Origin of the sequence: Leifsonia sp. 563, from assembly GCF_040545055.1 — a bacterium.
GTDB lineage: Bacteria > Actinomycetota > Actinomycetes > Actinomycetales > Microbacteriaceae > Leifsonia.
In genome coordinates this window covers 24,151-46,154 of sequence record NZ_JBEPLE010000006.1, presented here as the reverse complement: position 1 = coordinate 46,154, position 22,004 = coordinate 24,151, and the positions used below count along the sequence as shown (strand labels likewise).

Sequence of the window (22,004 nt, the reverse complement as noted above, 5' to 3'; positions counted from 1 at the left end):
TCGAACACAGAAAACGGAGGAGCACCGCGGCCGTGGGGCCGTGGGCTCCTCCGTTTCTGTGGAGGGTGCTGCGAGCTGGTATCAGCGGCCCGCGGCCGAGAGCTCCTCGGCGACCAGGAAGGCCAGCTCCAGCGACTGCTGGTGGTTCAGGCGCGGGTCGCAGAGCGACTCGTAGCGGGTCGCCAGCGTCTCCTCGTCGATGTGCTCGGAACCGCCCAGGCACTCGGTCACGTCGTCGCCGGTGAGCTCCACGTGGATGCCGCCCGGGTTGGTGCCGGCAGCGCGGTGCGCCTCGAAGAAGCCCTTCACCTCGTCGACGATGTCGTCGAACCGGCGCGTCTTGTAGCCGGTCGGCGTGGTGAGACCGTTGCCGTGCATCGGGTCGGTGACCCACAGCGGCTTCGCGTCCGACCGCTTGATGGCCTCGAGCAGCGGCGGCAGGGCATCCCGGATCTTGCCGGCGCCCATCCGGGTGATGAAGGTCAGGCGGCCGGGCTCGCGCTCGGGGTCCAGCTTGTCGATCAGGCGCAGCATGTCGTCGCGGGAGGTGGTCGGCCCGAGCTTCACGCCGATCGGGTTGCGCACGCGGGACAGGAAGTCGACGTGCGCGCCGTCGAGCTCGCGCGTGCGCTCTCCGATCCAGACGAAGTGCGCCGACGTGTTGTACGGCGTGCCGGTGCGGGAGTCGATGCGCGTCATCGGGCGCTCGTAGTCCATGAGCAGCGCCTCGTGGCTGGAGTAGAACTCCACCCGCGTGAGCTCGTCGAAGTCGGCGCCCGCCGCCTCCATAAACTTGATGGCGCGGTCGATCTCGCGGGCGAGGCCCTCATAACGCTGGTTGGCCGGGTTCGCGGCGAAGCCGCGGTTCCAGCTGTGCACCTGGCGCAGGTCGGCAAAGCCACCCTGGGTGAAGGCGCGGATGAGGTTCAGCGTGGATGCGGCGGTGTGATACCCCTGCACCAGCCGGCGCGGATCGGCCTGGCGCGACTCGGGCGTGAAGTCGTAGCCGTTGACGATGTCGCCGCGGTAGGCGGGCAGCGTGACGCCGTTGCGCGTCTCCGTGTCGCTGGAACGCGGCTTGGCGAACTGCCCGGCCATGCGGCCCATCTTGATGACGGGCACGGAGGCGCCGTAGGTGAGCACGACGGCCATCTGCAGCACCGTCTTGACGCGGTTGCGGATGGCGTCGGCGGTCGCTCCGGCGAACGTCTCGGCGCAGTCGCCGCCCTGCAGCAGGAATGCCTTACCCTCGGCTGCCCGGGCCAGCCGCGTCCGCAGCTGGTCGACCTCGCCGGCGAACACCAGCGGCGGAAGGGTGGCGATCTCGGCGGATGCAGCGGCGGCCGCCTCCGGGTCCGGCCAGGCCGGCTGCTGCTTGATCGGGAGCGTGCGCCAATACTCCAGGCCCTCGATCACGGACTCGTCAGGTCGCACGACGGGCTCTGTGGTCTGTAGCACTGGTCTTCCGCTCACTCGGGGTTTGGATGGGATATCCGAGCCTATCGCGAAAGCCGATGCGGCCGTCCTACTGTGACAGCGTCGCCCGCTTCTCCTTGACCGTGCTGGCGTAGACATCGACGTATTCCTGGTCGCCGAGGCGCTGCAGCTCGTACATGATCTCGTCGGTGACGGAGCGCAGGATGAAGCGGTCGCCCTCCATCCCGTCGAACCGGGAGAAGTCGAGCGGCTCCCCCACGATGATGCCGATGCGCCCGATCTTCGGGAGCCGCTTGCCGATCGGCATGATCTTGGCCGTATCCACCATCGCGACGGGGACGACCGGGACGCCGGCCTCCAGGATCATCCGCGCGACGCCCGTGCGGCCGCGGTACAGCTTGCCGTCCGGGCTGCGGGTTCCCTCCGGGTAGATGCCGAGGATCTCGCCACGAGCGAGTACGGCGAGCCCGGTGTTGAGCGACGCCTCCGACGCCTTGCCGCCCGAGCGGTCGATGGGCAGCTGGCCGGTGGCGTTCATGAACGCCTTGGTCGCCCATCCCTTCAGGCCCCTGCGGGTGAAGTAGTCGCTCTTGGCGAGGAAGGACACATGCCGGTCGACCTCGAGCGGCAGGAAGATCGAGTCGATGAACGACAGATGGTTGCTCGCGAGGATGACCGGTCCGTCGGTGGGGATGTTCTCGAGGCCGACGACCCACGGCCGGAAGATACCGCGCAGCAGCGGTCCCACGATCACGTACTTCATCAGCCAGTAGAACATCGAACCGAAGCCTATCCCCGCGCTGCCCCTAGAGCGAGGATGCGTGCAGTCGCGCCAGGTCGGCCGCTCCGACCACCCCGGCGTCGTTCACCAGCTCGGCGATCGCGAACTCGGGCTCCGGGTGGAAGCCGCGGGCGGGCAGGTTCTCCAGGTACGCCAGCCGGATGGGCTCCAGCAGCAGCTCGCCGGCCTGGGCGACTCCGCCGCCGAAGACGAAGAGCTGCGGGTCGAGGATGGCTCCGAGGCTCGCGCACGCCTGCCCGAGCCAGTCGCCGAGCTGGCGGAGGGCGGCGAGCGCGCCCGGGTCGCCCGCGTTGATCAGGGCGCTGATGTCGTTCCCGGTGAGCGCGCCGGTCCGGCTGCGCACATCCGCGAGTCCCTGGCCGATCCCGCCCGCATCCGCGAGCTCGTTCGCCATGCGCTGCAGGGCACGGCCGGAGCCGTACTGCTCGATGCAGCCGTGCGCGCCGCAGCCGCAGGGAAGCCCGCCGGGCACGACGCGCATATGGCCGATCTCGGCTCCCGCGCCGAAGCCGCCGCGGAACAGGCGGTCGTTGCTGACGATCGCACCCCCCACACCGGTTCCGATGGTGAGGACCACCATGTCGGAGACCAGCCGGCCCGCGCCGTAGCGGAACTCCGCCCAGCCGGCCGCATTGGCGTCGTTCTCGATGATCACCGGGATGTCGAGACGCTCCTCGAGCTTCTCCCGGAAGGGCTCGTGGCGCCAGTTGATGTTCGGCGCGTAGTAGACGGTCGACTGAGCGGCGTCGATGAAGCCGGCGGCGGCGACTCCCGCACCGGCGATCTCCTCGGGGCCGTCGCTGAGGCGCTGGATCATCGCGACGACCGCGTTCTCGATCTCCTCCGGACGCGTCGCGTCGGTGGGGACGCGATCCTCCCGGACGATCGTCCCGAGCTCGTCGACGAGGGCTCCGGCGATCTTGGTCCCTCCGATGTCGATGCCGATGGCGTGCACGTGGGGCCTTCCTGGAGGGATGGTGAGAGGGAGGGGCGGTCGGGCCGGGTCTCGGGCGAGCCGTGGCGGGACCATCTAGAGTGTAATCAACCGAATCGCCCCGAGCCATTCGGCCGCACGCCCGCCCACCGGTATCGAGGGAGCTACCGTGAAACAGATCCTTACCCCCGCGATCGTCCCTGCAGACCCGGACGCCAACGCCACCGACCTGCTCGTCGACCGCGTTGCGCAGACGCCGGACCAGCCGCTGTTCAGCCTCCCGGACGGTGACGGCTGGCGCGACGTCTCGGCGGCGGAGTTCCACCGCCAGGTGATCGCCCTCGCCAAGGGCCTGGTCGCCGCCGGTATCGAGCCCGGCGACAAGATCGGGCTGATGTCGAAGACCCGATACGAGTGGACTCTCATCGACTTCGCCGTGTGGTTCGCCGGCGCGGTGCTCGTTCCGATCTACGAGACGTCCTCCCCCACCCAGATCCAGTGGAACATGTCCGACTCCGGCGCGATGGCGGTGTTCCTGGAGAACGCCGAGATGCACGCGCGCTTCGACGAGGTGCACCCCGAGCTCCCCGACATCCGCACCGTCTGGCAGCTGCACCTCGGCGACCTCGACAAGCTCGCCGCCGCGGGCGTCGACGTGCCCGACGAGGAGATCGAGCGTCGCCGCCGCATCGCCAAGGGCTCCGACATCGGCACGCTGATCTACACCTCCGGTTCGACCGGACGGCCGAAGGGATGCGTCCTCACGCACTCGAACTTCGTCGAGCTCTCGCGCAACTCGGCCGAGGCGCTCAAGCAGGTCGTGCAGCAGCCGGGTGGCGCATCCACTCTGCTCTTCATCACCACCGCGCACGTCTTCGCCCGCTTCATCGCCGTGCTCTGCGTCACCGGCGGCGTGAAGGTCGGCCACCAGGCCGACACCAAGCAGCTGCTGCCTGCGCTGGCGAGCTTCAAGCCGACGTTCCTGCTGGCGGTGCCGCGCGTTTTCGAGAAGGTCTACAACTCGGCCGAGCAGAAGGCGGAGTCCGGTGGCCGCGGCAAGATCTTCCGTGCCGCCGCGGAGGTCGCGGTCGAGCACTCGAAGGCCGTCGAGGCGGGCTCGGTGCCGTTCGGGCTGAAGCTCAAGTTCGCCCTTTACGACCGGCTGGTCTATTCGAAGCTCCGTGCCGCGATGGGCGGCCGCGTGAAGTTCGCGGTGTCGGGCTCCGCACCGCTCGGCTCGCACCTCGGCCACTTCTATCACAGCCTCGGCATCAAGGTCCTGGAGGGATATGGGCTCACCGAGACCACGGCACCCGCGACCGTGAACCGGCCGGACACGTTCCGGATCGGCACGGTCGGACCGGCGCTCCCGGGCGTCGACCTGCGTCTCGCCGACGACGGCGAGATCGAGGTGCGCGGCATCAACGTCTTCAAGGAGTACTGGAAGAACCCGGAGGCGACGGCTGCGGCGTTCGACGACGGCTGGTTCAAGACCGGCGACCTCGGTTCGTTCGACGAGGACGGCTTCCTCACGATCACCGGGCGCAAGAAGGAGATCATCGTCACGGCCGGTGGCAAGAACGTCTCCCCCGCCGCGCTCGAGGACCCCATCCGCTCGAACCCGCTCGTGAGCCAGGTGATCGTGGTGGGCGACCAGAAGCCGTTCATCTCCGCCCTCATCACCCTCGACACCGAGATGCTGCCCACGTGGCTCGCCAACAACGGCGAGGACAAGGACATGACCCTCGCCGAGGCGTCGGTCAATCCGGCCGTCCACGCCGAGATCCAGCGCGCCATCGACCACGCCAACGCCGGCGTCTCGCGCGCCGAGAGCGTCCGCAAGTTCGTGGTGCTCGCGACGGAGCTGAGCGAGGCGAGCGGCCACCTGACGCCCAAGATGAGCATCAAGCGCAACGTCATCCTCGCCGACTTCGCGGACGTGATCGACGGCATCTACAGCGACAACCCCCGCACCGAGGGCTTCTCCCTGGCCCACTGACCCCTCGTCTCGTTCACGATTTGCGCCAAATCTCGGTTTTCGGCGTCGCAATACCGAGATTTGGCGCAAATCGCTGGAGGCGCTCGACGAACGCGGAGCGGTCGGCGAAGAGGTCGTCGGCGGTGACCCTGAGCACCCGCCAGCCTGCCGCCACGAGAAGGTCGTGACGTTTGATGTCGAGGAACCACTGTCGCCTCTCGACCCGGTGTCCGTCGCCGTCGTACTCGAACGCGATGCGCCGGTCGGGTAGCGCAAGATCCGGGTGCAGGACCCGGCCGTCGGCGACCAGCACGGGCTCGTTCACCCTGAGGCCCGCGATGCCGAGCTCATCCAGGAACAGGCGCAGCAAGCTCTCCGGCCGGGAGTCGGTTCCGAACCGGATGCGGGACAGAGCCCAGGCGCGCGCCTTGCCTCCTTTCGTCCGGCGAACGCGGGCGGACGTCTCCGCCAACTGATCGATCGTGACGATCGGAGGGCGGTTTCGCGCGCCGACGAGATGGTCGCCGGCAGCGACGAGATCGCTCGGCCCGAGCATCCCGGAGAGCTGGCACCAAACATGAGCGGGCATGGACACCGGAAGGCCGCTGACGTCCATCCCTTCGATCGCTCGCAGACTGTGCCCGGTCACCCCTCGACCGTGCGGGGCTGTGCGTGGAGAGAGCACCGACACGTGCAAGGGGCGACGAGGCGCATCAGCCGGCAACGGGATGCCGAGGAGTTCAGCGGCCGTGGTGTGACTGAAGAACGCATGCATCGGCATGACGCGCAGGTACGCCCGACACAGCTCCTGCAGCTCACCTGGACCGTACGACAGATTCACGCCGTGAAACGGATGGTGGATGTCGCCGGCGCGCAAGCGCAACGCGTCGACGCCGTGCCGCTGTGCCTGCGACAGAGTGAAAGGGACACCGACGAGCGGTCGTGGGAGGGCTGGTGGGGTTCGCATCCCGTCATCATGGCGAACACGCCCGCCGCAGGACCCTGCAGCCCGCCGATCTGTGGACAGCGCGCGTTCTCCACAGCCGCGCCGCGGATCGAGATTTGCGCCAAATCGCGGTTTTGACGCCCCCATAACCGAGATTTGGCGCAAATCTCAGGAAGGGCGGATGCGACGGCGGGTCAGACCTCGTCGCGCCAGGAGTGCGTGGGGGCGTAGCCGAGGATGCGGCGGGCCTTGTCGATCGACAGGAGGGTGTCGTTGACGCCGAGCTCGCGCTTCAGCGGCACACCGGGGAACACCTCGGCGACGAGCTCGTCGTTGGGGCGGCTCATCACGGTGTCGGCGGCGGCGATGATGAAGCGGTCGAAACCGGTCGTGTCCCACTCCAGCGCGCGGCGGATGGCCTGGGCCCCGTCCCGCGCGTCGATGTAGCCCCACAGGTTCCACTTGCGCGCCCACGGGTCGTCGTCGAACGCCGGGAACGCCGCGTAGTCCTCCGGGTCCATCACGTTCGAGAAGCGGAGCGCCACGATCTTCAGCGCCGGATCCCAGCGCACCAGCTCGATCGCCATCTGCTCCTCGAGGTGCTTCACCAGCGAGTAGGTGCTCTCCGGCCGGGCCGGGTAGTCCTCGTCGACGGGGATGTACGGCGGCGGCACGTCGAACGGCAGGCCCAGCACGGTCTCGCTCGACGCGTACACGACATTCCGGATGCCTGCGCGGCGCGCGGCCTGGAACACGTTGTACGTGACCCGGATGTTGTTGTGGAAGGTCGCGACGTCGCTCAGGATCCCTGGCGCCGGGATGGCCGCCAGGTGCACGATCGCGTCGAAGCCGTCGTGCTTGTCGTTGACGCCGAAGATCGCATCCACCGTCTGCCCGTAGTCGGTGAGGTCGACGCGGACGAAACCAGGACCACGCTCCCCTGCCGCGTCGAGGGAGACGACGACGTCTCCCGACTTCCGCAGCTCGCGCACGACAGTGCGTCCGAGCTTGCCCGATCCTCCGGTGACCGCGATTCGCATGCGGCCAGTCTACGAGTGCCGCGGGCGGCGAGGCGTCAGAACCAGTCCGACTCGCGGACCTGCTTCATCGCCTCGCGGCGGCTCTCCTTGTCCAGCCGGTCGAGGTAGAGCTTGCCGTCGAGGTGGTCGGTCTCGTGCTGCAGGGCCTGCGCGAGCACACCGGTGCCGGAGACCTCGATCTCGTTGCCGTCGAGGTCGATGCCCGTCACCCGGGCGAACGGGTAGCGCAGGGTCTTGAACCAGAGCCCGGGCACCGAGAGGCAGCCCTCGTCCATCAGCTCCGGCTCCCCCGACACCTCGACCAGCACGGGATTGATGACGTACCCGACCTTCCCGTCGACGTTGTAGCTGAACGCGCGCTCGTTGACGCCGATCTGGGGGGCTGCGACGCCGGCACGGCCCGGCGGGAGCACGCTGTCCACCAGGTCCTCGACCAGCCCGCGCACGCCGTCGTCGATCTCGCCGATCGGATCGGACGGGGTCTTCAGGACGGGGTCGCCGAACAGGCGGATCTGACGCTCGGTCACAGGTACTCCTCGGTGGATCGGGCGGACGGTCGGGATGCTCAGTCGCGCTCCGCGGGCAGGCCCTCGACGACGAGAGCGGCCAGCGTGCGGGCCGAGAGGCGGGTCAGCGGCTTGAGGTCCTTCCACGACACCACCGAGCCGGCGGCCAGCTGCGGGTCGTACGGGACGCGGACGATCTCGCGGACACGCGAGCGGAAGTGCGCCTCGATCTCCTCCAGCTTCACCAGGTTCGTGGCGTGCGTGGCGGTGTTCAGCGCGACGACCGCGTTGCGGACGAGTTCACCGTAGCCGTTCGCCTCCAGCCAGGTGAGCGTCTCGGAGGCCAGGCGCGCCTCATCCACACTGCCGCCGGACACGATGACGAGCGAATCCGCCCGCTGCAGTGTCGCGCGCATGACCGAGTGGACGATGCCGGTTCCGCAGTCGGTGAGCACGATCGAGTAGAACCGTGCGGAGAGGTCGGCGACGACGTTGTAGTCGTTCTCGTCGAACGCCTCCGAGAGCATGGGGTCGGTGTCGGACGCGAGGATGTCGAGCCGCGTCTCGTCGCGCGAGACCAGTGCCGAGAAGTCGGTGAAGCCGCCGATGCTCGCGGCCTTGTGCACCACGTCCCGCACGGTGGAACGCGTCTGGCGCGGAACCCGCTCCGACAGCGTCCCGCGGTCCGGGTTCGCGTCGATGGCGATGATGCGGTCCTCGCGGGCAGACGCCAGCGCCATCCCGAGCAGCGTGGTGACCGTGGTCTTGCCCACGCCGCCCTTACGGGTCAGCACGGGTACGAAGCGCGCGCCGCCCTCGAAGTGCTTCTGGATGCGGTGGTCGAGCTCCTTGCGCGCCCGCACCTTGGCCGAGTCGCCCAGGTTCACGGTGCGGAAGGTGACGTTGTAGACGAAACGCTGCCACGGTCCCTCCGGGCCGGGACGCGTCTTGCGGTTGACCTCGAGGAGGCGGTCCGCGGTCAGCATCGCCGCCGGCTCGGGCTGTCCGGACTGCTCGCCGCGGAGCCGATCGCGGCGGGAGCCAGCGAACGCATCGGATGCGGGCAGCGGGGGCACGTCGGCGGCGGGAGCCGATGCACCCTCCGGAGGCTCGGGCGTCGACGCGAGACGCGAGGCGACGATGGCGACCGACATGGTGGTCGGCTCGGCGGGCGAGGCGACGAATCCCGGGTCGACCGGGACCTCGTCGATCGCGACGGCGGCCTCGTCCTCCGGGATCTCGCGCGGCGGCGTCGGCGGGAGGTCGACGGCGATGCTCAGCGTCGATTCCACATCCAGCGTCGGCTCGCGCGACGACGTCGGCTCGAACGAGCGCGCGGGCGTCAGCTCGTCATCCGCGGGCACGAGGTCGCGCGGGGCGCGCTCCTCGGGCGCGTCGGCGTCGGACCTGTCAGCCACGTCGTCTCGTCCTCCTTCTGCCGCGGGAGTGTCCCGCCGACTCGTCATTGTAGGCCGCCCCGGGCCGGGGCGGCCGATCAGTGCCCGCTCAGGCCGGCTGGATCACCACGAGCAGGTCGCCCGCGTCGACCTGCTGGGTCTTCGGGATGGCGAGCCGCTCGATGGTCCCGGCGATCGGGGCCGTGATGGCGGCCTCCATCTTCATCGCCTCGATGGAGGCGACCGCCTGGCCCGCGGCGACCGTGTCGCCGACCGCGACCTGGAGGGTGACGACGCCGGAGAACGGCGCGGCCACCTGGCCCGGGTTCGCGGAGTCGGCCTTCTCGGCCGCCTTGGTCTCGACGACGATGCTGCGGTCGCGCACGAACACCGGCCGCAACTGGCCGTTGAGCGTGGTCATGACCGTGCGCATGCCCTTCTCGTCCGCCTCGCCGATGGCCTCCAGACCGACGTACAGACGCACGCCGCGGCTGAACTCGATGACGTGCTCCGAGCCCTGCTTGAGCCCGTACAGATAGTCGAGCGTGTCGACGACGGAGAGGTCGCCGAACAGCTCGCGCATCTGCTCGTAGATGCGGGTGGGAGCCGGGAACAGCAGGCGGTTGAGGGTCGCGCGACGCTCCTCGCTCGACCCCTCGAGCGCGCTGCGGTCGTCGGCCGAGAGGTCCTCGACGCCGACCTTGACCGTCTTGCCCGCGAGCACCTTCGTGCGGAACGGCTCCGGCCATCCACCCGGCAGCTCGCCCAGCTCGCCCGCCATGAAGCCGACCACCGAGTCCGGGATGTCGTAGTTCTGGGGGTTCTCGGCGAAGTCGTCCGGGTCGGCCTTGACCGCCGCGAGGTGCAGGGCCAGGTCGCCGACGACCTTCGAGGACGGCGTCACCTTCGGGATGCGGCCCAGGATGCGGTTGGCCGCCGCGTACATGTCCTCGACGAGCTCGAAGTCCTCCGCGAGGCCCAGCGCCTTCGCCTGCTGACGCAGGTTGGAGAGCTGACCGCCGGGGATCTCGTGCTTGTAGACGCGCCCCGTGGGGCCGGGCAGACCCGACTCGAACGGGCGGTAGACCTGGCGGACGGCCTCCCAGTACGGCTCGAGGTCCTCGACCGCGGTGAGGGAGATGCCGGTGTCGCGCTCGGTGTGGGCGAGGGCGGCCACCAGGGCGGAGGCGCTCGGCTGGCTGGTGGTTCCGGCCATGGGGGCGCTGGCCACATCCACCGCGTCCGCACCAGCGCGCGAGGCGGCGAGCAGCGTGGCGAGCTGGCCGCCGGGGGTGTCGTGGGTGTGCACGTGGACCGGGAGGTCGAACCGCTCGCGGAAGGCGGCCACGAGCTTCTCGGCGGCCGACGGGCGCAGCAGTCCGGCCATGTCCTTGATGGCGAGGATGTGGGCGCCCGACTCGACGATCTGCTCGGCGAGGCGGAGGTAGTAGTCCAGCGTGTACAGGTCTTCGGCGGGGTCGAGCAGGTCACCGGTGTAGCAGACCGCCACCTCGGCGATCGCGGAGCCCGTTGCGAGCACGGACTCGATGGCCGGGCGCATCTGCGACACGTCGTTGAGGGCGTCGAAGATGCGGAAGATGTCCACACCGGTCGCGGCGGCCTCCTGCACGAAGGCGTCGGTCACCTGCGTCGGGTAGGGCGTGTACCCGACGGTGTTGCGACCGCGCAGCAGCATCTGGATGTTGATGTTCGGCAGTGCCTCGCGGAGCGTTGCGAGACGCTCCCACGGGTCCTCGCCGAGGAAGCGGAGCGCGACGTCGTAGGTCGCGCCGCCCCAGGCCTCCACCGAGAGGAGCTCCGGCGTCATCCGGGCGACGTAGGGGGCGACGGCGACCAGGTCGCGGGTGCGGACGCGCGTGGCCAGCAGCGACTGGTGCGCGTCGCGGAAGGTGGTCTCCGTGACCGCGAGCGCCTTCTGCGCGCGCAGGGCCTCCGCGAATCCGGCCGGGCCGAGCTCGAGCAGGCGCTGGCGCGAGCCCGCGGGGGCCGGCGCGCTCAGGTCGATCTTCGGCAGCTTCTCCGCCGGGTCGGCGCTGATCGGGCGCGGGCCGTTGGGCTGGTTCACCGTGACATCGGCGAGCCAGTTGAGCACCTTCGTGCCGCGGTCCTTCGACGCACGGCCCTTGAACAGCTCCGGGCGCTCCTCGATGAAGGAGGTGGAGACGTTGCCGGCGATGAAGTCCGGGTCCTCCATGACCGCCTGCAGGAACGGGATGTTTGTGGCGACACCGCGCACGCGGAACTCGGCCAGCGCGCGGCGAGCACGCAGCACGGCGGCCGGGAAGTCGCGTCCACGGCAGATGAGCTTCGCCAGCATGGAGTCGAAGTGCGGGCTGATCTGCGCGCCCGGGTTGATCGTGCCGCCGTCGAGGCGGATGCCCGCACCGCCCGGAGAGCGGTAGGTCGTGATCTTGCCGGTGTCGGGGCGGAAGCCGGCCGTCGGGTCCTCCGTGGTGATGCGGCATTGCAGCGCCGCGCCCCGAATCTGGACCGTGTCCTGGCTGAGGCCCAGGTCGGCCAGCGTCTCGCCCGCCGCGATGCGGATCTGCGACTGGACGAGGTCGACGTCGGTGATCTCCTCGGTGACCGTGTGCTCCACCTGGATGCGCGGGTTCATCTCGATGAACACGTGCTGTCCGGCGCGCTCGCCCGCGGTGTCGAGCAGGAACTCCACCGTTCCCGCGTTCTCGTAGCCGATGGAGCGGGCGAACGCGACGGCGTCGCGGTACAGCGACTGACGGATGTCCTCCGACAGGTTCGGCGCCGGAGCGATCTCGACGACCTTCTGGTGGCGGCGCTGCACCGAGCAGTCGCGCTCGAACAGGTGCATCGTCTCGCCCGTGCCGTCGGCGAGGATCTGCACTTCGATGTGACGCGGGCGGAGCACGGCCTGCTCCAGGAACATCGTGGGGTCGCCGAAGGCGCTGTCCGCCTCGCGCATGGCCTCCTCGAGCGCCGGACGCAGCTCGTCCTTGCTGCTGACGCGGCGCATCCCGCGGCCACCGCCACCGGCGACCGCCTTCGCGAAGATGGGGAAGCCGATCGCGTCGGCGCCCGCGAGAAGTTCGTCGATGTCGCGCGACGGCGGGGTGGACTTGAGGACGGGGACGCCCGCGGCGATCGCGTGCTCCTTCGCCGTGACCTTGTTTCCGGCCATCTCGAGCACGGAGGCGGACGGGCCGATGAAGGTGATGCCGGCGGCGCGAGCTGCCTCGGCCAGGTCCGGGTTCTCGGACAGGAAGCCGTAGCCGGGGTAGATGGCGTCCGCGCCGGACTCCTTCGCGACGCGGATGATCTCGTCCACATCCAGGTAGGCGCGGACCGGGTGGCCCGGCTCGCCGATCTGGTAGGCCTCGTCAGCCTTCAAGCGGTGCATCGAGTTGCGATCTTCGTACGGGAAGACGGCGACCGTTTCGGCGCCGAGCTCGTACGCGGCCCGGAAGGCTCGGATGGCGATTTCACCGCGGTTGGCAACGAGGATCTTTCGGAACATGGGGACCTTTCGAGCAGGGGTCGACACCACACAGCAAACGGTTAGGTTCTCTAAGACTAGTGAAGGTAACGTGGCTCTCGTGCACGTACTCAGCGTTAGCTCCCTCAAGGGCGGTGTCGGAAAGACGACGGTGACGCTCGGTCTGGCGTCGGCGGCGTTCGCGAAGGGCCTCCGGACGCTGGTGGTGGACCTCGATCCGCAATCGGATGTCTCGACCGGCATGGACATCCAGGTCGCCGGTCACCTCAACGTCGCCGATGTTCTCGCGTCGCCCAAGGAGAAGATCGTGCGCGCCGCGATCGCCCCTTCCGGCTGGACGAAGGGCCGTTCCGGCACCATCGACGTCATGATCGGCAGCCCGTCCGCGATCAACTTCGACGGACCGCACCCGAGCATCCGCGACATCTGGAAGCTCGAGGAGGCGCTCGCCAACGTCGAGCACGACTACGAACTGGTCCTCATCGACTGCGCCCCGTCGCTCAACGCGCTCACCCGCACGGCGTGGGCCGCGAGCGACCGTGTGGCCGTCGTGACCGAGCCCGGCCTGTTCTCGGTCGCCGCCGCCGACCGTGCGCTGCGTGCGATCGAGGAGATCCGCCGCGGGCTCTCGCCGCGCCTCCAGCCGCTCGGCATCATCGTGAACCGCGCGCGCGTCCAGTCGCTCGAGCACCAATTCCGCATCAAGGAGCTGCGCGACATGTTCGGGCCGCTCGTGTTGTCGCCCCAGCTGCCGGAGCGCACGTCGCTGCAGCAGGCGCAGGGCGCGGCGAAGCCGCTGCACGTCTGGCCGGGCGAGAGCGCTCAGGAGATGGCGCACAACTTCGACCTGCTGCTGGAGCGTGTGCTGCGCACCGCCCGCATCGGCGAGTACGCGACCGCCCAGTCCTGACCCGGGCTCACCCCCGCCGTCGAGTCCGCACAAATTGCACGTTCCGGGCGCCCGGAGCGTGCAATTTTTGCGTACTCGACGGTGGGTGGAGAGGGCGGAGGGAGCGCGGGAGTTTAGGAGGCGCGGGTGCGCGCGGCGCGGCGGGCGGCGAGCTCGTCCATGGCGTCGGTCTGCGTGTCCAGCTCGACGAGGCTCGACTCGACCTCGCGCAGCACCTTGCCGACGGCGATGCCGAAGACGCCCTGCCCGCGGCTGACCAGGTCGATGACCTCGTCGTTCGAGGTGCAGAGGTAGACGCTCGCGCCGTCGCTCATCAGCGTCGTCTGGGCGAGGTCGTTCACCCCCGACTCGCGCAGCTGGTTGACAGCCGTGCGGATCTGCTGCAGCGAGATGCCCGTATCGAGAAGGCGCTTCACCAGCTTGAGGACGAGGATGTCGCGGAAACCGTACAGGCGCTGCGAACCGGAACCCGCGGCACCGCGGACGGTCGGCTCGACCAGTCCGGTGCGCGCCCAGTAGTCCAGCTGGCGGTACGAGATGCCGGCCGCGCGGGCGGCGACCGCACCGCGGTAACCGTTCACGTCGTCCATCTCGGGGAGGCCGTCGGTGAAGAGGAGTCCGAGGTCGTACCGGGCGACGCCGTCTTCACGACTCAGTTCGCTCATGTTGTTCGCCTCTCACCCCGGGTTGTGGATCGCGCGTCGCATCCGCGTCGCTTCATCCACGGTACCCATGCGGCGGTCGCCGGGCAACGACATCCGCCCTTTCGGTTTCGGCGTGTCGAGGCGCCGGGGCCGTCACGGACGCAGCCGGGCGATGGATGAGCGGATGATGCTGCCGCGCACCACGTCGAGCTGCGCCGCGATCTCCCGGGCGAGTTCGGCCGTACGGGCCTTGCTGCTCACGTCGTTGCGGCGCGCGATGGGGACGAGCGCGGTCTCGATCAGCCCGATCTCGCGCTCGGCCGCTGCGCGGAAACCGCGGAGGTGCCGCGGCTCGATCCCGCTGCGGCGGAGCTCGGCAAGGGCGCGGAGCACGGTCAGCGCTTCGTCGCCGTACACATCGGAGGCCGGGAGCAGCGAGGCGCTCACGGCATCCTGCAGCAGCTCCGCGTCGGCGCCGGCCTCGCGCAGCAGCTCGTCACGCCGGTACCGCCGGGTGCCGGCGAGGATGGACCCCGCGGGCGCGGTGCCAGGGAACGCCGGATCGAGCCCCGCATCCAGGTCGGCGAAGTACTTCTTGATGACCTTCAGCGGGAGGTAGTGGTCGCGCTGCATGGCGAGCACGGCGCGCAGCCGCTCCACATCGGCCGGCGAGAACTTGCGGTACCCCGAGGCCGTGCGGGCCGGCGACACCAGCCCGCGCTCCTCCAGGAAGCGCAGCTTCGACGACGACAGGTCCGGGAACTCGGGAGTGAGCCGCGCGAGGACCTGGCCGATGCTGAGCAGGGCCGGAGCGCCGTCGGCGGCCCTGGTGGCCGGCCGGGCCACTAGCCGTTCGCCGCTGCGGCGAGGTCGTGACGCGAGGCGTAGAAGGTGAGGCGGAACTTGCCGATCTGCACCTCGGCCGAGTCGGAGAGGAGAGCGCTCTCGATCCGGACGCCGTCGTAGTACGTCCCGTTCAGAGAGCCCAGGTCGCGGACCTCGAAGGAGGTGCCGCGGCGGGTGAACTCCGCGTGACGACGCGAGACCGTCACGTCGTCGAGGAAGATGTCCGCGTTGGGATGGCGACCGGCCGTCGTGACGTCGGCATCGAGGAGGAAGCGGGCGCCCGAGTTCGGCCCCCGTCGCACGATCAGCAGGGCGGAGCCGGACGGCAGGGCGGCGATGGCCTCCTGCTCCTCCGGCGACACCTCGCCCGAGGGGTACATCTTCGAGATGAACTCCTCGCCGAAACGCGCGGTCGTGTCCTCGTTGCCCGCCGCGTCCCGCAGGGGGCCCTTGGCGGCGTCGTCGGCTCCGTCGGCCGGGCCGTTCGGGTTAATGTCTTCAGGCACCGTCAACCTCCTTGCCGTCCAGCGTATCCGATCGCGGGCTCCTGTCATCGGCCGGAAGGCGGATTACCCGTGCCGTCTCCCGGATGTACACGATGCCGGCCCACCAGTAGAGGAACGCTCCCCACAGTGCGAAGGCCCAGCCCAGCGGGAGGGAGAAGGGGGCCAGCGGCTCGAACGCCTCACCCAGCATCAGCAGCGGGAGCGCCCAGAACAGGCAGAAGGTGGCCACTTTTCCCAGGTGGTGCACGGGAAGCGGCCCGAACCCGTGGTTCGCGAGGATGACGCCGAGGACGGCGAGCATCACATCCCGCGCCACGATGACGAGGAACAGCCACCAGGGGATGACCTCGCGCCAGCACAGGCCGATGAGCGCCGCGAAGATGTAGAGCCGGTCGGCGGCGGGGTCGAGCAGCTGCCCGAGACGGGACTCCTGGTGCAGGCGACGGGCGAGGAAGCCGTCGAGGAAGTCGGTCACGCTGGAGAAGACCAGCACGAGGAGGGCGAGGCCGTCCTCCCCGACGATGATCAGCCACAGGAACACGGGGACCAGCGCGAGCCGGAAGAAGCTGAGCACGTTGGGGATCGTCCACACCCGCGAACTCACCACGGCGCTCTCACCCTGCACGCTCCCGAGTCTAGTGAGGACGCGGCGTCCACTCGGAAAGGCGGTCACGCAGGCCCATGGCATCGTAGGGGGCGCGCACCTTCACGTCGTTGTCGAAGTAGGCGTACACATCCCGGCCCTGGCCGAGGTGGATGCTGAGCTCCGCCGCCCAGCGGTCGAGCGACTCGTCGGTGTACCCGCTGGTGTACAGCTCCTCGTCGCCGTGCAGCCGCACGTAGACGAAGTCGGCGGTCGTGTCGCGGATGACCGGATAACGGCCGGCGGTGTCCGCCAGCACGATCGCTACCCCGTGTGCGCGGGCGAGCGCGGCGAACTCCGGGACGTCGAAGGAGGCGTGGCGCACCTCCACCGCGTGCCGCAACGGACGCTCCTCCCCCGCCGCCAGGTGCGTGCGGTCCTCCTTCAGCGTCGTCTCGCGGGCGAGCGCAGCCGCCTCGGTCGTGGTGCGCGGCAGCATGCCGAGGAACGCATCCACCTCACCCTCCTCGAACTGCAGGGTCGGCGGCAGCTGCCACAGCAGCGGCCCGAGCTTCGGGCCGAGGGCGAGCACGCCGGAGGCGAAGAAGTTGGCGACGGCTCCGCGGGCGTTCTTCAGGCGCAGGATGTGGGTGATGTAGCGACCGCCTTTGACCGAGAACACGAACTCGTCCGGGGTGCGCTCCGCCCACGTCCGGTAGCTCGTCGGACGCTGCAGGGAGTAGAAGCTGCCGTTGATCTCGATGGAGTCCAGCCGTTCGGCGGCGTACTCCAGCTCGAGGCGGTGCGGCAGCTTCGGCGGGTAGAACACGCCTCGCCACGGGGCGTAGGTCCAGCCGGAGATGCCGATGCGCGCGAACGCCATCAGCGGCCCCGGAGCTGCTCGAGCAGTCGTCGTTCGCGCTTGGTCGGGCGTCCGGCGCCGCGCTCGCGCAGCACGGCGGCCGGTGCCTCGGTGCGTGGCGGGGGTGGCGGAGTGCGGTCCTCGAAGCAGTCGGCGGCCGCGGCGGCGCTCAGCCGCTTGGTGATGAGGCGGCGTGCGATGTAGATGCGCTCGACGCCGCCGACGAGCGCGCGCACCTCGTCGCCGACCTTCACCGGCTGGGCGGGCTTCGCGCGGTCGCCGTTCACCTTCAGGTGGCCCGCCTTGCACGCGTCGGAGGCTGCGGAGCGCGTCTTGAACAGCCGGACCGCCCAGGCCCACGAGTCGACGCGGACGCTGGAGCGGCCGCCGTCCGGCGGCGTCGCGTGCGGGGTGGAGCCGGCCATGTCAGGCCACCGGGACCGGGCGGCTCTCCGCCCGCTGCCCTTCCGGCGCCTGCTCCTCGTCCGCCAGCGATGCCTTCCACTTCACGAGGCTCCGGACCGTGCGGCTGCGGTCGGATGCGAGCTTCTCCATCACATCCGCCGGGACGAAGTAGTTCACGGCCACCCAGCCGCGCACGGTCTCGGAGCGGTCGTCCGCGAGCTCACGCAGGATGTCGCACGGCGTCGCCTCGTTCTTCGCGACACAGCCGCGCACTCCGTCGTCGGGGTCCTTCGCGAGCGCCGCGAACAGGTCCACCGGGGTGTTGTAGCTGCTGGCGACCGCCTCCCGGATCTTCGGATTCGGGTCGGACGCCAGCAACCTCAGGCGGCGGAGCTTGCTCTCCGTCACCTCGGGCGCCGGGTGCAGCGCGGCCGCCTCCTCGGCGGTGAGCATGGCCGGCCGGTGGTTCCGCATGGCCTGGCGCTGGGCGGGGGTGTTGAACCGGATGCAGGACATGCCTCCACCGTAGCCCCGGTCCTCAGCGTCGCGCGGGGTGTGTCACCGCGATTCGGGCGACACGCGCGCCGCTCCGGCCCCGCGGCCGGGGAACCACGGGATCACCGGCGAGGTGCGCGCCTGGTACTCCGCGTACTCCGGGTAGCGCGACCGGCTGATGCTCTCGGTGAACACCGTCGAGCCGATGAACAGGCCGGTCAGCAGGAGCGGCCCGATGACCGTCCACTGCAGGAGGGATCCCGCGGCGACGCATCCGAACAGGAAGAGCACCCACCACTGCGCCTGCTCGAAGAAGAAGTTGGGATGACGCGAGAACCGGAAGAGGCCCGACTGGAGGAAACGCGGCGACGGCTCGCGGCCGGCCGCCACCTCAAGCTTCTTCCAGCGGTGGAAGTTCCACTGCTGCTGGTCGGCGATCGTTTCGCCGGTGAGGAAGAAGAGGAACACGGCGGCGAGGATGACGTCGAGCGCATTCAGAGGCGTCCGGTGCTGGAACGCGGCCCAGGCGGGGAGGGCGATGAGGAGCAGCAGGATGTTCTGGTAGATCACGATGAAGAACAGGTTGAAGACCTGGAACGCCCCCGCACCCATCCGCCCGCGCAGCACCACCCAGCGGTAGTCCTCTCCCCCGGGCGCGTAGCCGCCCTTCCGGGCGAAGTTGAAGGTGAGGCGTGCTCCCCACAGCGTCACCAGGATCGCCATGAGGTCGAGGCGCGCGTCCGCGAGACCGGCCGCACCTGCGAAGACCCACACGTACACGACGGGCACGATCGACCAGATGCGATCCACCCAGGAGTGCTCGTTGGTGATGAGGGACAGCACCCAGGTCGCCAGGCAGGCGGCGGCCAGGATCCAGAGACAGACGATGAAGGGCTCCACGTGCACAGTGTAGAACTCCCGTGCGGCCGCCGTGACTTCGTCGGGATGCTGCTGAATGAAAGCCGAGGAGGACTCGAACTCTCAGCGCGACACGCCTAACGTGTCACCGTGTCGATTTCCGGTCCCCACGCGTTCCGCGCCGTGCTCCTCCGTGACAACGGGGAGCCCGCGCGCACGCTCACGCTGCCCAGCGACGTGGATGTGCCGCCGAGCCGCATCCGCGTGCCGTCCGACTTCGTCGGCGCGTCGGCGTTCGACGTCTACGAGCTGGTCGACGACCGGTCATGGCCGGAGGAGGCGACGTTCCAGCTGGTGTCGACCGTCCCGCGTTCCACCGACGACCTTCCCGAGCACGAGCGCGACCTGCAGCAGAGCGGCGATCTCGACAGCGACGACGAGCGCGCCTGAGCCCGCGCCGTCAGTTCTGCAGCACCGAGATCACGTTGCCCGCGGGGTCGCGGAACCAGGCGATGTCCGGTCCCTGGTCGGCCGCGCGGCCCCGGAGCACGCCTTTCTCGTCGGTCGGCAGCGACGGATCGTCGTAGATCGCCGTCGCCACCCCGCGGGAGTTGAGGTCGTCGACGGCAGCGTCGATGTCCTCCACGACCAGGTTCAGGATGGTGAACGTCGCTGGCGTGTGGTCGGGCTTCGGATAGATGAACACGTGACCCCCGGAGGGCAGCTCGAGGTCGAGGTTGCCCATCGGGCCGTCGCTGATCGCGAGCCCGAGGGTGTCGCCGTAGAAGGATTTGGCCGCGGCGATGTCGTCGACGCTGAAGCCGCTGAAGATCTCGAGTGGGGTGACCATGGCGTCCACTCTGCTCGCGCCGGCCGCGCCGTGTCTAGAGCGGGTTCAGACGAACCGCACGGCCTCCTGCAGCCGGGTCCGCAGTTCGAACGCGCGGTCGACGCTCTCGCGCCCGGCCGCGTTGGCGCCGTCGCGGAGCAGCCGCGGGAGGAGGGACCGGCGCACGAGCATCGAGCCGCTCAGCCTGCCGCGCCGCACGACGTCGAAGGGCACGTCGAGGTCGTCGTCCGGCACCACGACGATGTACCCGGTGAACCGGACGCCGGCCTGCCGGCCGAAGCTCTTCGCCGCGTGGTACAGGTCGTGGAAGGGCTCCTCGTCGGAGCCGATGCCCTCGCCGACCACCTCGCCCTTGGCGAGCTTGACCGGAGCGCCCCAGTCCGCCGAGCGGATGGCGAACAGTCCGGCCGGACCGAGCACGATGTGGTCGATCTTCGCGTCGGTGGAGGGATGCACGGCCACGTCGTTCCAGATCGTGAAGCCGATGCCCAGCCCGGAGACGGCGCGTGCTGTCGCCTCCTCGGCGAGCGCGACCGCGAGCAGCTGGCGGATCTCGCGCGGTGCGGAGCGCACCAGGGCGGGATCGTACGGGTCGCGGTCGTCGGTGCCCCGGCCCATCCATTCGCGCATGAGAGAGAGGAAGCGCTCCCGCGATCGGCCGCCGGGATGCCCGTAGCTGCGGGCACGGACGGTGGCGCCGCGCGACGTCCCGCGCGACGTGTGGAAGGTCGCGCTGAACCCGCCGCCGGCGGAGTCGCCGGCCACCGCATCCACCGTGATGCTCTCGCCCCGGTCGTACCGTGCGCGGTCCTCCGGGTCGCCGATGAGCTCCCAGGCCTGCTGGACGGCCTGGAACGCGGCCGCGGTGCCACCGGTGTCGGGATGTGTCTCGCGCAGCAGACGTCGGTAGGCGCGGCGCAGGTCGTCGTGGCTCACATCCGGACGGACGCCGAGGACCTCGTAGGGGCTCGGGGCGGCCGGGGAGTCGCTCATCGCTGGGGCGTCGCTTTCGGTTCTGGCGGGGGCGGAGATTACGACGATATCGCGCGCGACCGCGAAAATGCCGAAATCATATTGCGGCCGGAAACTGACCGCATCCCGCTCTAGCCTGGAATCATCCGATCACGAAAGGGTGTCACCATGACCATCACCGACTGGCGCATCGAGCTCATCATCCTCCCCGTCACGGACGTCGACCGGGCCAAGGCCTTCTACGTGGATGCGCTCGGCTGGAACGCCGACCACGATCAGCGGGTCTCGCCGGAGCTCCGCTTCGTGCAGATCACCCCTCCCGGATCCGCGTGCTCGATCGCGTTCGGCGAGGGACTCACCGACATGGCGCCCGGCACGATGAAGGGCCTCCAGATCGTCGTGCCGGACGCCGACGCGGCCCTCGCGCACCTCACAGAGCACGGCGTCGAGGCGCGCGGCGTCGCGGACCTCGCCTGGGGCCGCTTCGTCGACTTCACCGACCCCGACGGCAACGCCTGGACGCTGCAGCAGCTCCCGAAGCGCGACTAGCACGCTCTCCCTCTTCTCCCGCGCGATCCGCCCCACCGTCGAGTCCGCACAAATTGCACGCCGACCACGCGATCGGCGTGCAATTTTTGCGGACTCGACGGTGGGGGGATGGGGGTCAGCGGAGGGAGGTCCAGAGGATGAGGAGGAGGGTGACGACGAAGCCGCAGGCGTAGTTGATCCAGAGGAAGCGGCGCCAGCCGCGGTTCGCGGTGCTGGAGTCGGCGTCCGTCACCGACCAGAACGGGGCGGCGGCCGCGATGTACGGGAGGGCGAGCACCGCGGCGAGCGGGCCCGGCCACGCGGTGAACAGCATCGCGACGCCGGCCGCCGCCCACGCGACGATCGCAAGCCGGACGGTCGCCGCCGCGCCGATGGCGGTCGCGATGGACGAGATGCCGCCCTCACGGTCGGGCACCACATCCTGAACGGCGCCGAACGCGTGGCTGCCGACGCCCCAGAGGAAGAAGGCGAGCAGCACCAGCCACAGCTGCGGGGTGAAGACCGCGCCCGCGAGCACCAGCCCGTAGAGGGCGGGGCTGACGAAGTGGACGCTCGAGGTGGCCGAGTCGAGGAACGGCACCTCCTTGAAGCGGAGGCCCTTCACCGAGTACGCCAGCACCGCGAACAGCGAGAACGCGAGCACCAGCCAGGACAGCGGCGACCCGACGATCACGAGGTACACGACGAACGGGAGGGTCGTCACCGCCGCCGCGATCAGGGTGCGGCGGTGCGCCGACCGGTCGAGCAGCGCCCCCTCCGCGCCGCCCTTCCGCGGGTTGCGCAGGTCGGACTCGTAGTCGAAGACGTCGTTGATGCCGTACATCGCCAGGTTGTACGGGATGAGGAAGAAAATGGTGCCAATGACGAACGTCGCATCCACCCGGCCTGTCGTGAGCAGGTAGGCGGCGGCGAACGGGAACGCGGTGTTGATCCAGCTGAGCGGGCGCGACGCCAGCACGAGCTGCCGGAAGGGGGCTGCCGGGGCCACGGC

Annotated in this window: 23 protein-coding genes; 4 read left to right on the top strand and 19 right to left on the bottom strand. The window is 69.7% G+C overall.

Annotated features, from left to right (window positions below; all coding sequences use genetic code 11):
• Nucleotides 1-81: 81 nt before the first annotated feature.
• From ABIC47_RS15685 to ABIC47_RS15675, 3 genes are all read right to left on the bottom strand, one after another.
• A complete protein-coding gene (locus ABIC47_RS15685; RefSeq protein WP_020077360.1) occupies nucleotides 82-1,416 on the bottom strand; it encodes a class II 3-deoxy-7-phosphoheptulonate synthase in 1,335 nt (444 codons plus the stop codon).
• A gap of 109 nt (nucleotides 1,417-1,525) precedes the next feature.
• Nucleotides 1,526-2,215 (bottom strand): lysophospholipid acyltransferase family protein, encoded by a 690-nt coding sequence (locus ABIC47_RS15680; protein WP_018191385.1) that lies wholly within the window; start codon nucleotides 2,213-2,215, stop codon nucleotides 1,526-1,528.
• A 28-nt stretch (nucleotides 2,216-2,243) separates the two neighbouring features.
• The gene (locus ABIC47_RS15675) at nucleotides 2,244-3,194 is read right to left on the bottom strand and encodes an ROK family glucokinase (protein WP_354481789.1); all 951 of its coding nucleotides are present in this window, start codon (nucleotides 3,192-3,194) and stop codon (nucleotides 2,244-2,246) included.
• Between the two features lie 148 nt (nucleotides 3,195-3,342).
• On the opposite strand from ABIC47_RS15675, the gene ABIC47_RS15670 reads away from it, so the two are divergent.
• A complete protein-coding gene (locus ABIC47_RS15670; protein WP_089876320.1) occupies nucleotides 3,343-5,172 on the top strand; it encodes an AMP-dependent synthetase/ligase in 1,830 nt (609 codons plus the stop codon).
• Between the two features lie 13 nt (nucleotides 5,173-5,185).
• Here ABIC47_RS15670 and ABIC47_RS15665 read toward each other — a convergent pair whose 3' ends face one another.
• The 5 genes from ABIC47_RS15665 to ABIC47_RS15645 all read right to left on the bottom strand — a co-directional run bounded on the left by ABIC47_RS15665 (nucleotide 5,186) and on the right by ABIC47_RS15645 (nucleotide 12,554).
• On the bottom strand, nucleotides 5,186-6,118 hold the full coding sequence (locus tag ABIC47_RS15665; protein WP_354481785.1) for an endonuclease domain-containing protein: 933 nt from the start codon (nucleotides 6,116-6,118) through the stop codon (nucleotides 5,186-5,188).
• Nucleotides 6,119-6,291: 173 nt separating this feature from the next.
• A complete protein-coding gene (locus ABIC47_RS15660; protein WP_020077357.1) occupies nucleotides 6,292-7,137 on the bottom strand; it encodes an NAD-dependent epimerase/dehydratase family protein in 846 nt (281 codons plus the stop codon).
• A gap of 35 nt (nucleotides 7,138-7,172) precedes the next feature.
• Complete coding sequence (gene def, locus ABIC47_RS15655) at nucleotides 7,173-7,664, bottom strand: peptide deformylase (RefSeq protein WP_018191390.1); 492 nt, start codon at nucleotides 7,662-7,664, stop codon at nucleotides 7,173-7,175.
• Nucleotides 7,665-7,702: 38 nt separating this feature from the next.
• Nucleotides 7,703-9,061, bottom strand: a complete 1,359-nt coding sequence (locus ABIC47_RS15650; protein WP_018191391.1) for a MinD/ParA family ATP-binding protein — start codon at nucleotides 9,059-9,061, stop codon at nucleotides 7,703-7,705.
• Between the two features lie 88 nt (nucleotides 9,062-9,149).
• The gene (locus tag ABIC47_RS15645) at nucleotides 9,150-12,554 is read right to left on the bottom strand and encodes a pyruvate carboxylase (RefSeq protein ID WP_354481781.1); all 3,405 of its coding nucleotides are present in this window, start codon (nucleotides 12,552-12,554) and stop codon (nucleotides 9,150-9,152) included.
• A gap of 79 nt (nucleotides 12,555-12,633) precedes the next feature.
• Between ABIC47_RS15645 and ABIC47_RS15640 the strand changes: the two genes are divergently transcribed.
• Entirely contained in the window at nucleotides 12,634-13,443 is an 810-nt protein-coding gene (locus ABIC47_RS15640; RefSeq protein ID WP_026307211.1) for a ParA family protein, read from the top strand.
• Between the two features lie 113 nt (nucleotides 13,444-13,556).
• Here the strand turns inward: ABIC47_RS15640 and ABIC47_RS15635 are convergent, their stop codons facing one another.
• From ABIC47_RS15635 to ABIC47_RS15600, 8 genes are all read right to left on the bottom strand, one after another.
• Entirely contained in the window at nucleotides 13,557-14,108 is a 552-nt protein-coding gene (locus ABIC47_RS15635; RefSeq protein WP_018191394.1) for a MerR family transcriptional regulator, read from the bottom strand.
• 132 nt (nucleotides 14,109-14,240) lie between these two features.
• Entirely contained in the window at nucleotides 14,241-14,933 is a 693-nt protein-coding gene (ftsR, locus tag ABIC47_RS15630; protein WP_018191395.1) for a transcriptional regulator FtsR, read from the bottom strand.
• Nucleotides 14,933-15,439 (bottom strand): FHA domain-containing protein, encoded by a 507-nt coding sequence (locus ABIC47_RS15625; RefSeq protein ID WP_018191396.1) that lies wholly within the window; start codon nucleotides 15,437-15,439, stop codon nucleotides 14,933-14,935. Before ABIC47_RS15625 ends, ftsR begins: the two co-directional genes overlap by 1 nt.
• The gene (gene clsA / locus ABIC47_RS15620; protein WP_018191397.1) at nucleotides 15,432-16,064 is read right to left on the bottom strand and encodes a cardiolipin synthase ClsA; all 633 of its coding nucleotides are present in this window, start codon (nucleotides 16,062-16,064) and stop codon (nucleotides 15,432-15,434) included. The genes ABIC47_RS15625 and clsA overlap by 8 nt, the downstream gene beginning before the upstream one ends.
• A gap of 10 nt (nucleotides 16,065-16,074) precedes the next feature.
• Entirely contained in the window at nucleotides 16,075-16,905 is an 831-nt protein-coding gene (locus ABIC47_RS15615; protein WP_354481776.1) for a DUF72 domain-containing protein, read from the bottom strand.
• Nucleotides 16,905-17,309 carry an RNA-binding S4 domain-containing protein gene (locus ABIC47_RS15610; RefSeq protein ID WP_018191399.1) on the bottom strand — a complete coding sequence of 135 codons (405 nt, stop codon included), beginning with the start codon at nucleotides 17,307-17,309 and terminating at the stop codon, nucleotides 16,905-16,907. Before ABIC47_RS15610 ends, ABIC47_RS15615 begins: the two co-directional genes overlap by 1 nt.
• A 1-nt stretch (nucleotide 17,310) precedes the next feature.
• Entirely contained in the window at nucleotides 17,311-17,805 is a 495-nt protein-coding gene (locus ABIC47_RS15605; RefSeq protein ID WP_354481773.1) for a hypothetical protein, read from the bottom strand.
• A 42-nt stretch (nucleotides 17,806-17,847) separates the two neighbouring features.
• Nucleotides 17,848-18,684, bottom strand: coding sequence for a DUF1295 domain-containing protein (locus tag ABIC47_RS15600; protein ID WP_502910265.1), 837 nt, complete (start codon nucleotides 18,682-18,684; stop codon nucleotides 17,848-17,850).
• A gap of 108 nt (nucleotides 18,685-18,792) precedes the next feature.
• On the opposite strand from ABIC47_RS15600, the gene ABIC47_RS15595 reads away from it, so the two are divergent.
• Entirely contained in the window at nucleotides 18,793-19,092 is a 300-nt protein-coding gene (locus tag ABIC47_RS15595; protein ID WP_018191402.1) for a hypothetical protein, read from the top strand.
• A 10-nt stretch (nucleotides 19,093-19,102) separates the two neighbouring features.
• Here ABIC47_RS15595 and ABIC47_RS15590 read toward each other — a convergent pair whose 3' ends face one another.
• Nucleotides 19,103-19,492 carry a VOC family protein gene (locus ABIC47_RS15590; protein ID WP_354481767.1) on the bottom strand — a complete coding sequence of 130 codons (390 nt, stop codon included), beginning with the start codon at nucleotides 19,490-19,492 and terminating at the stop codon, nucleotides 19,103-19,105.
• Nucleotides 19,493-19,537: 45 nt separating this feature from the next.
• Complete coding sequence (locus ABIC47_RS15585; protein ID WP_354481764.1) at nucleotides 19,538-20,485, bottom strand: DnaJ domain-containing protein; 948 nt, start codon at nucleotides 20,483-20,485, stop codon at nucleotides 19,538-19,540.
• Nucleotides 20,486-20,632: 147 nt separating this feature from the next.
• Here ABIC47_RS15585 and ABIC47_RS15580 point away from each other — a divergent pair, with 147 nt between their 5' ends.
• Nucleotides 20,633-21,013, top strand: a complete 381-nt coding sequence (locus ABIC47_RS15580) for a glyoxalase superfamily protein (RefSeq protein ID WP_089876341.1) — start codon at nucleotides 20,633-20,635, stop codon at nucleotides 21,011-21,013.
• Between the two features lie 115 nt (nucleotides 21,014-21,128).
• Here the strand turns inward: ABIC47_RS15580 and ABIC47_RS15575 are convergent, their stop codons facing one another.
• Nucleotides 21,129-22,001, bottom strand: a complete 873-nt coding sequence (locus tag ABIC47_RS15575; protein WP_502910266.1) for a prenyltransferase — start codon at nucleotides 21,999-22,001, stop codon at nucleotides 21,129-21,131.
• Nucleotides 22,002-22,004 lie beyond the last annotated feature (3 nt).

What these genes read in the sequence shown, in the direction of transcription:
- ABIC47_RS15605 (WP_354481773.1), bottom strand. Translation starts at nt 17,805, where the DNA reads ATGTCCTGCATCCGGTTCAACACCCCCGCCCAGCGCCAGGCCATGCGG.
- ABIC47_RS15590 (WP_354481767.1), bottom strand. Translation starts at nt 19,492, where the DNA reads ATGGTCACCCCACTCGAGATCTTCAGCGGCTTCAGCGTCGACGACATC.
- ABIC47_RS15580 (WP_089876341.1), top strand. Translation starts at nt 20,633, where the DNA reads ATGACCATCACCGACTGGCGCATCGAGCTCATCATCCTCCCCGTCACG.
- ABIC47_RS15660 (WP_020077357.1), bottom strand. Translation starts at nt 7,137, where the DNA reads ATGCGAATCGCGGTCACCGGAGGATCGGGCAAGCTCGGACGCACTGTC.
- ABIC47_RS15680 (WP_018191385.1), bottom strand. Translation starts at nt 2,215, where the DNA reads ATGTTCTACTGGCTGATGAAGTACGTGATCGTGGGACCGCTGCTGCGC.
- ABIC47_RS15615 (WP_354481776.1), bottom strand. Translation starts at nt 16,905, where the DNA reads ATGGCGTTCGCGCGCATCGGCATCTCCGGCTGGACCTACGCCCCGTGG.
- ABIC47_RS15665 (WP_354481785.1), bottom strand. Translation starts at nt 6,118, where the DNA reads ATGCGAACCCCACCAGCCCTCCCACGACCGCTCGTCGGTGTCCCTTTC.
- ABIC47_RS15645 (WP_354481781.1), bottom strand. Translation starts at nt 12,554, where the DNA reads ATGTTCCGAAAGATCCTCGTTGCCAACCGCGGTGAAATCGCCATCCGA.
- ABIC47_RS15610 (WP_018191399.1), bottom strand. Translation starts at nt 17,309, where the DNA reads ATGGCCGGCTCCACCCCGCACGCGACGCCGCCGGACGGCGGCCGCTCC.
- ABIC47_RS15635 (WP_018191394.1), bottom strand. Translation starts at nt 14,108, where the DNA reads ATGAGCGAACTGAGTCGTGAAGACGGCGTCGCCCGGTACGACCTCGGA.
- ABIC47_RS15585 (WP_354481764.1), bottom strand. Translation starts at nt 20,485, where the DNA reads ATGAGCGACTCCCCGGCCGCCCCGAGCCCCTACGAGGTCCTCGGCGTC.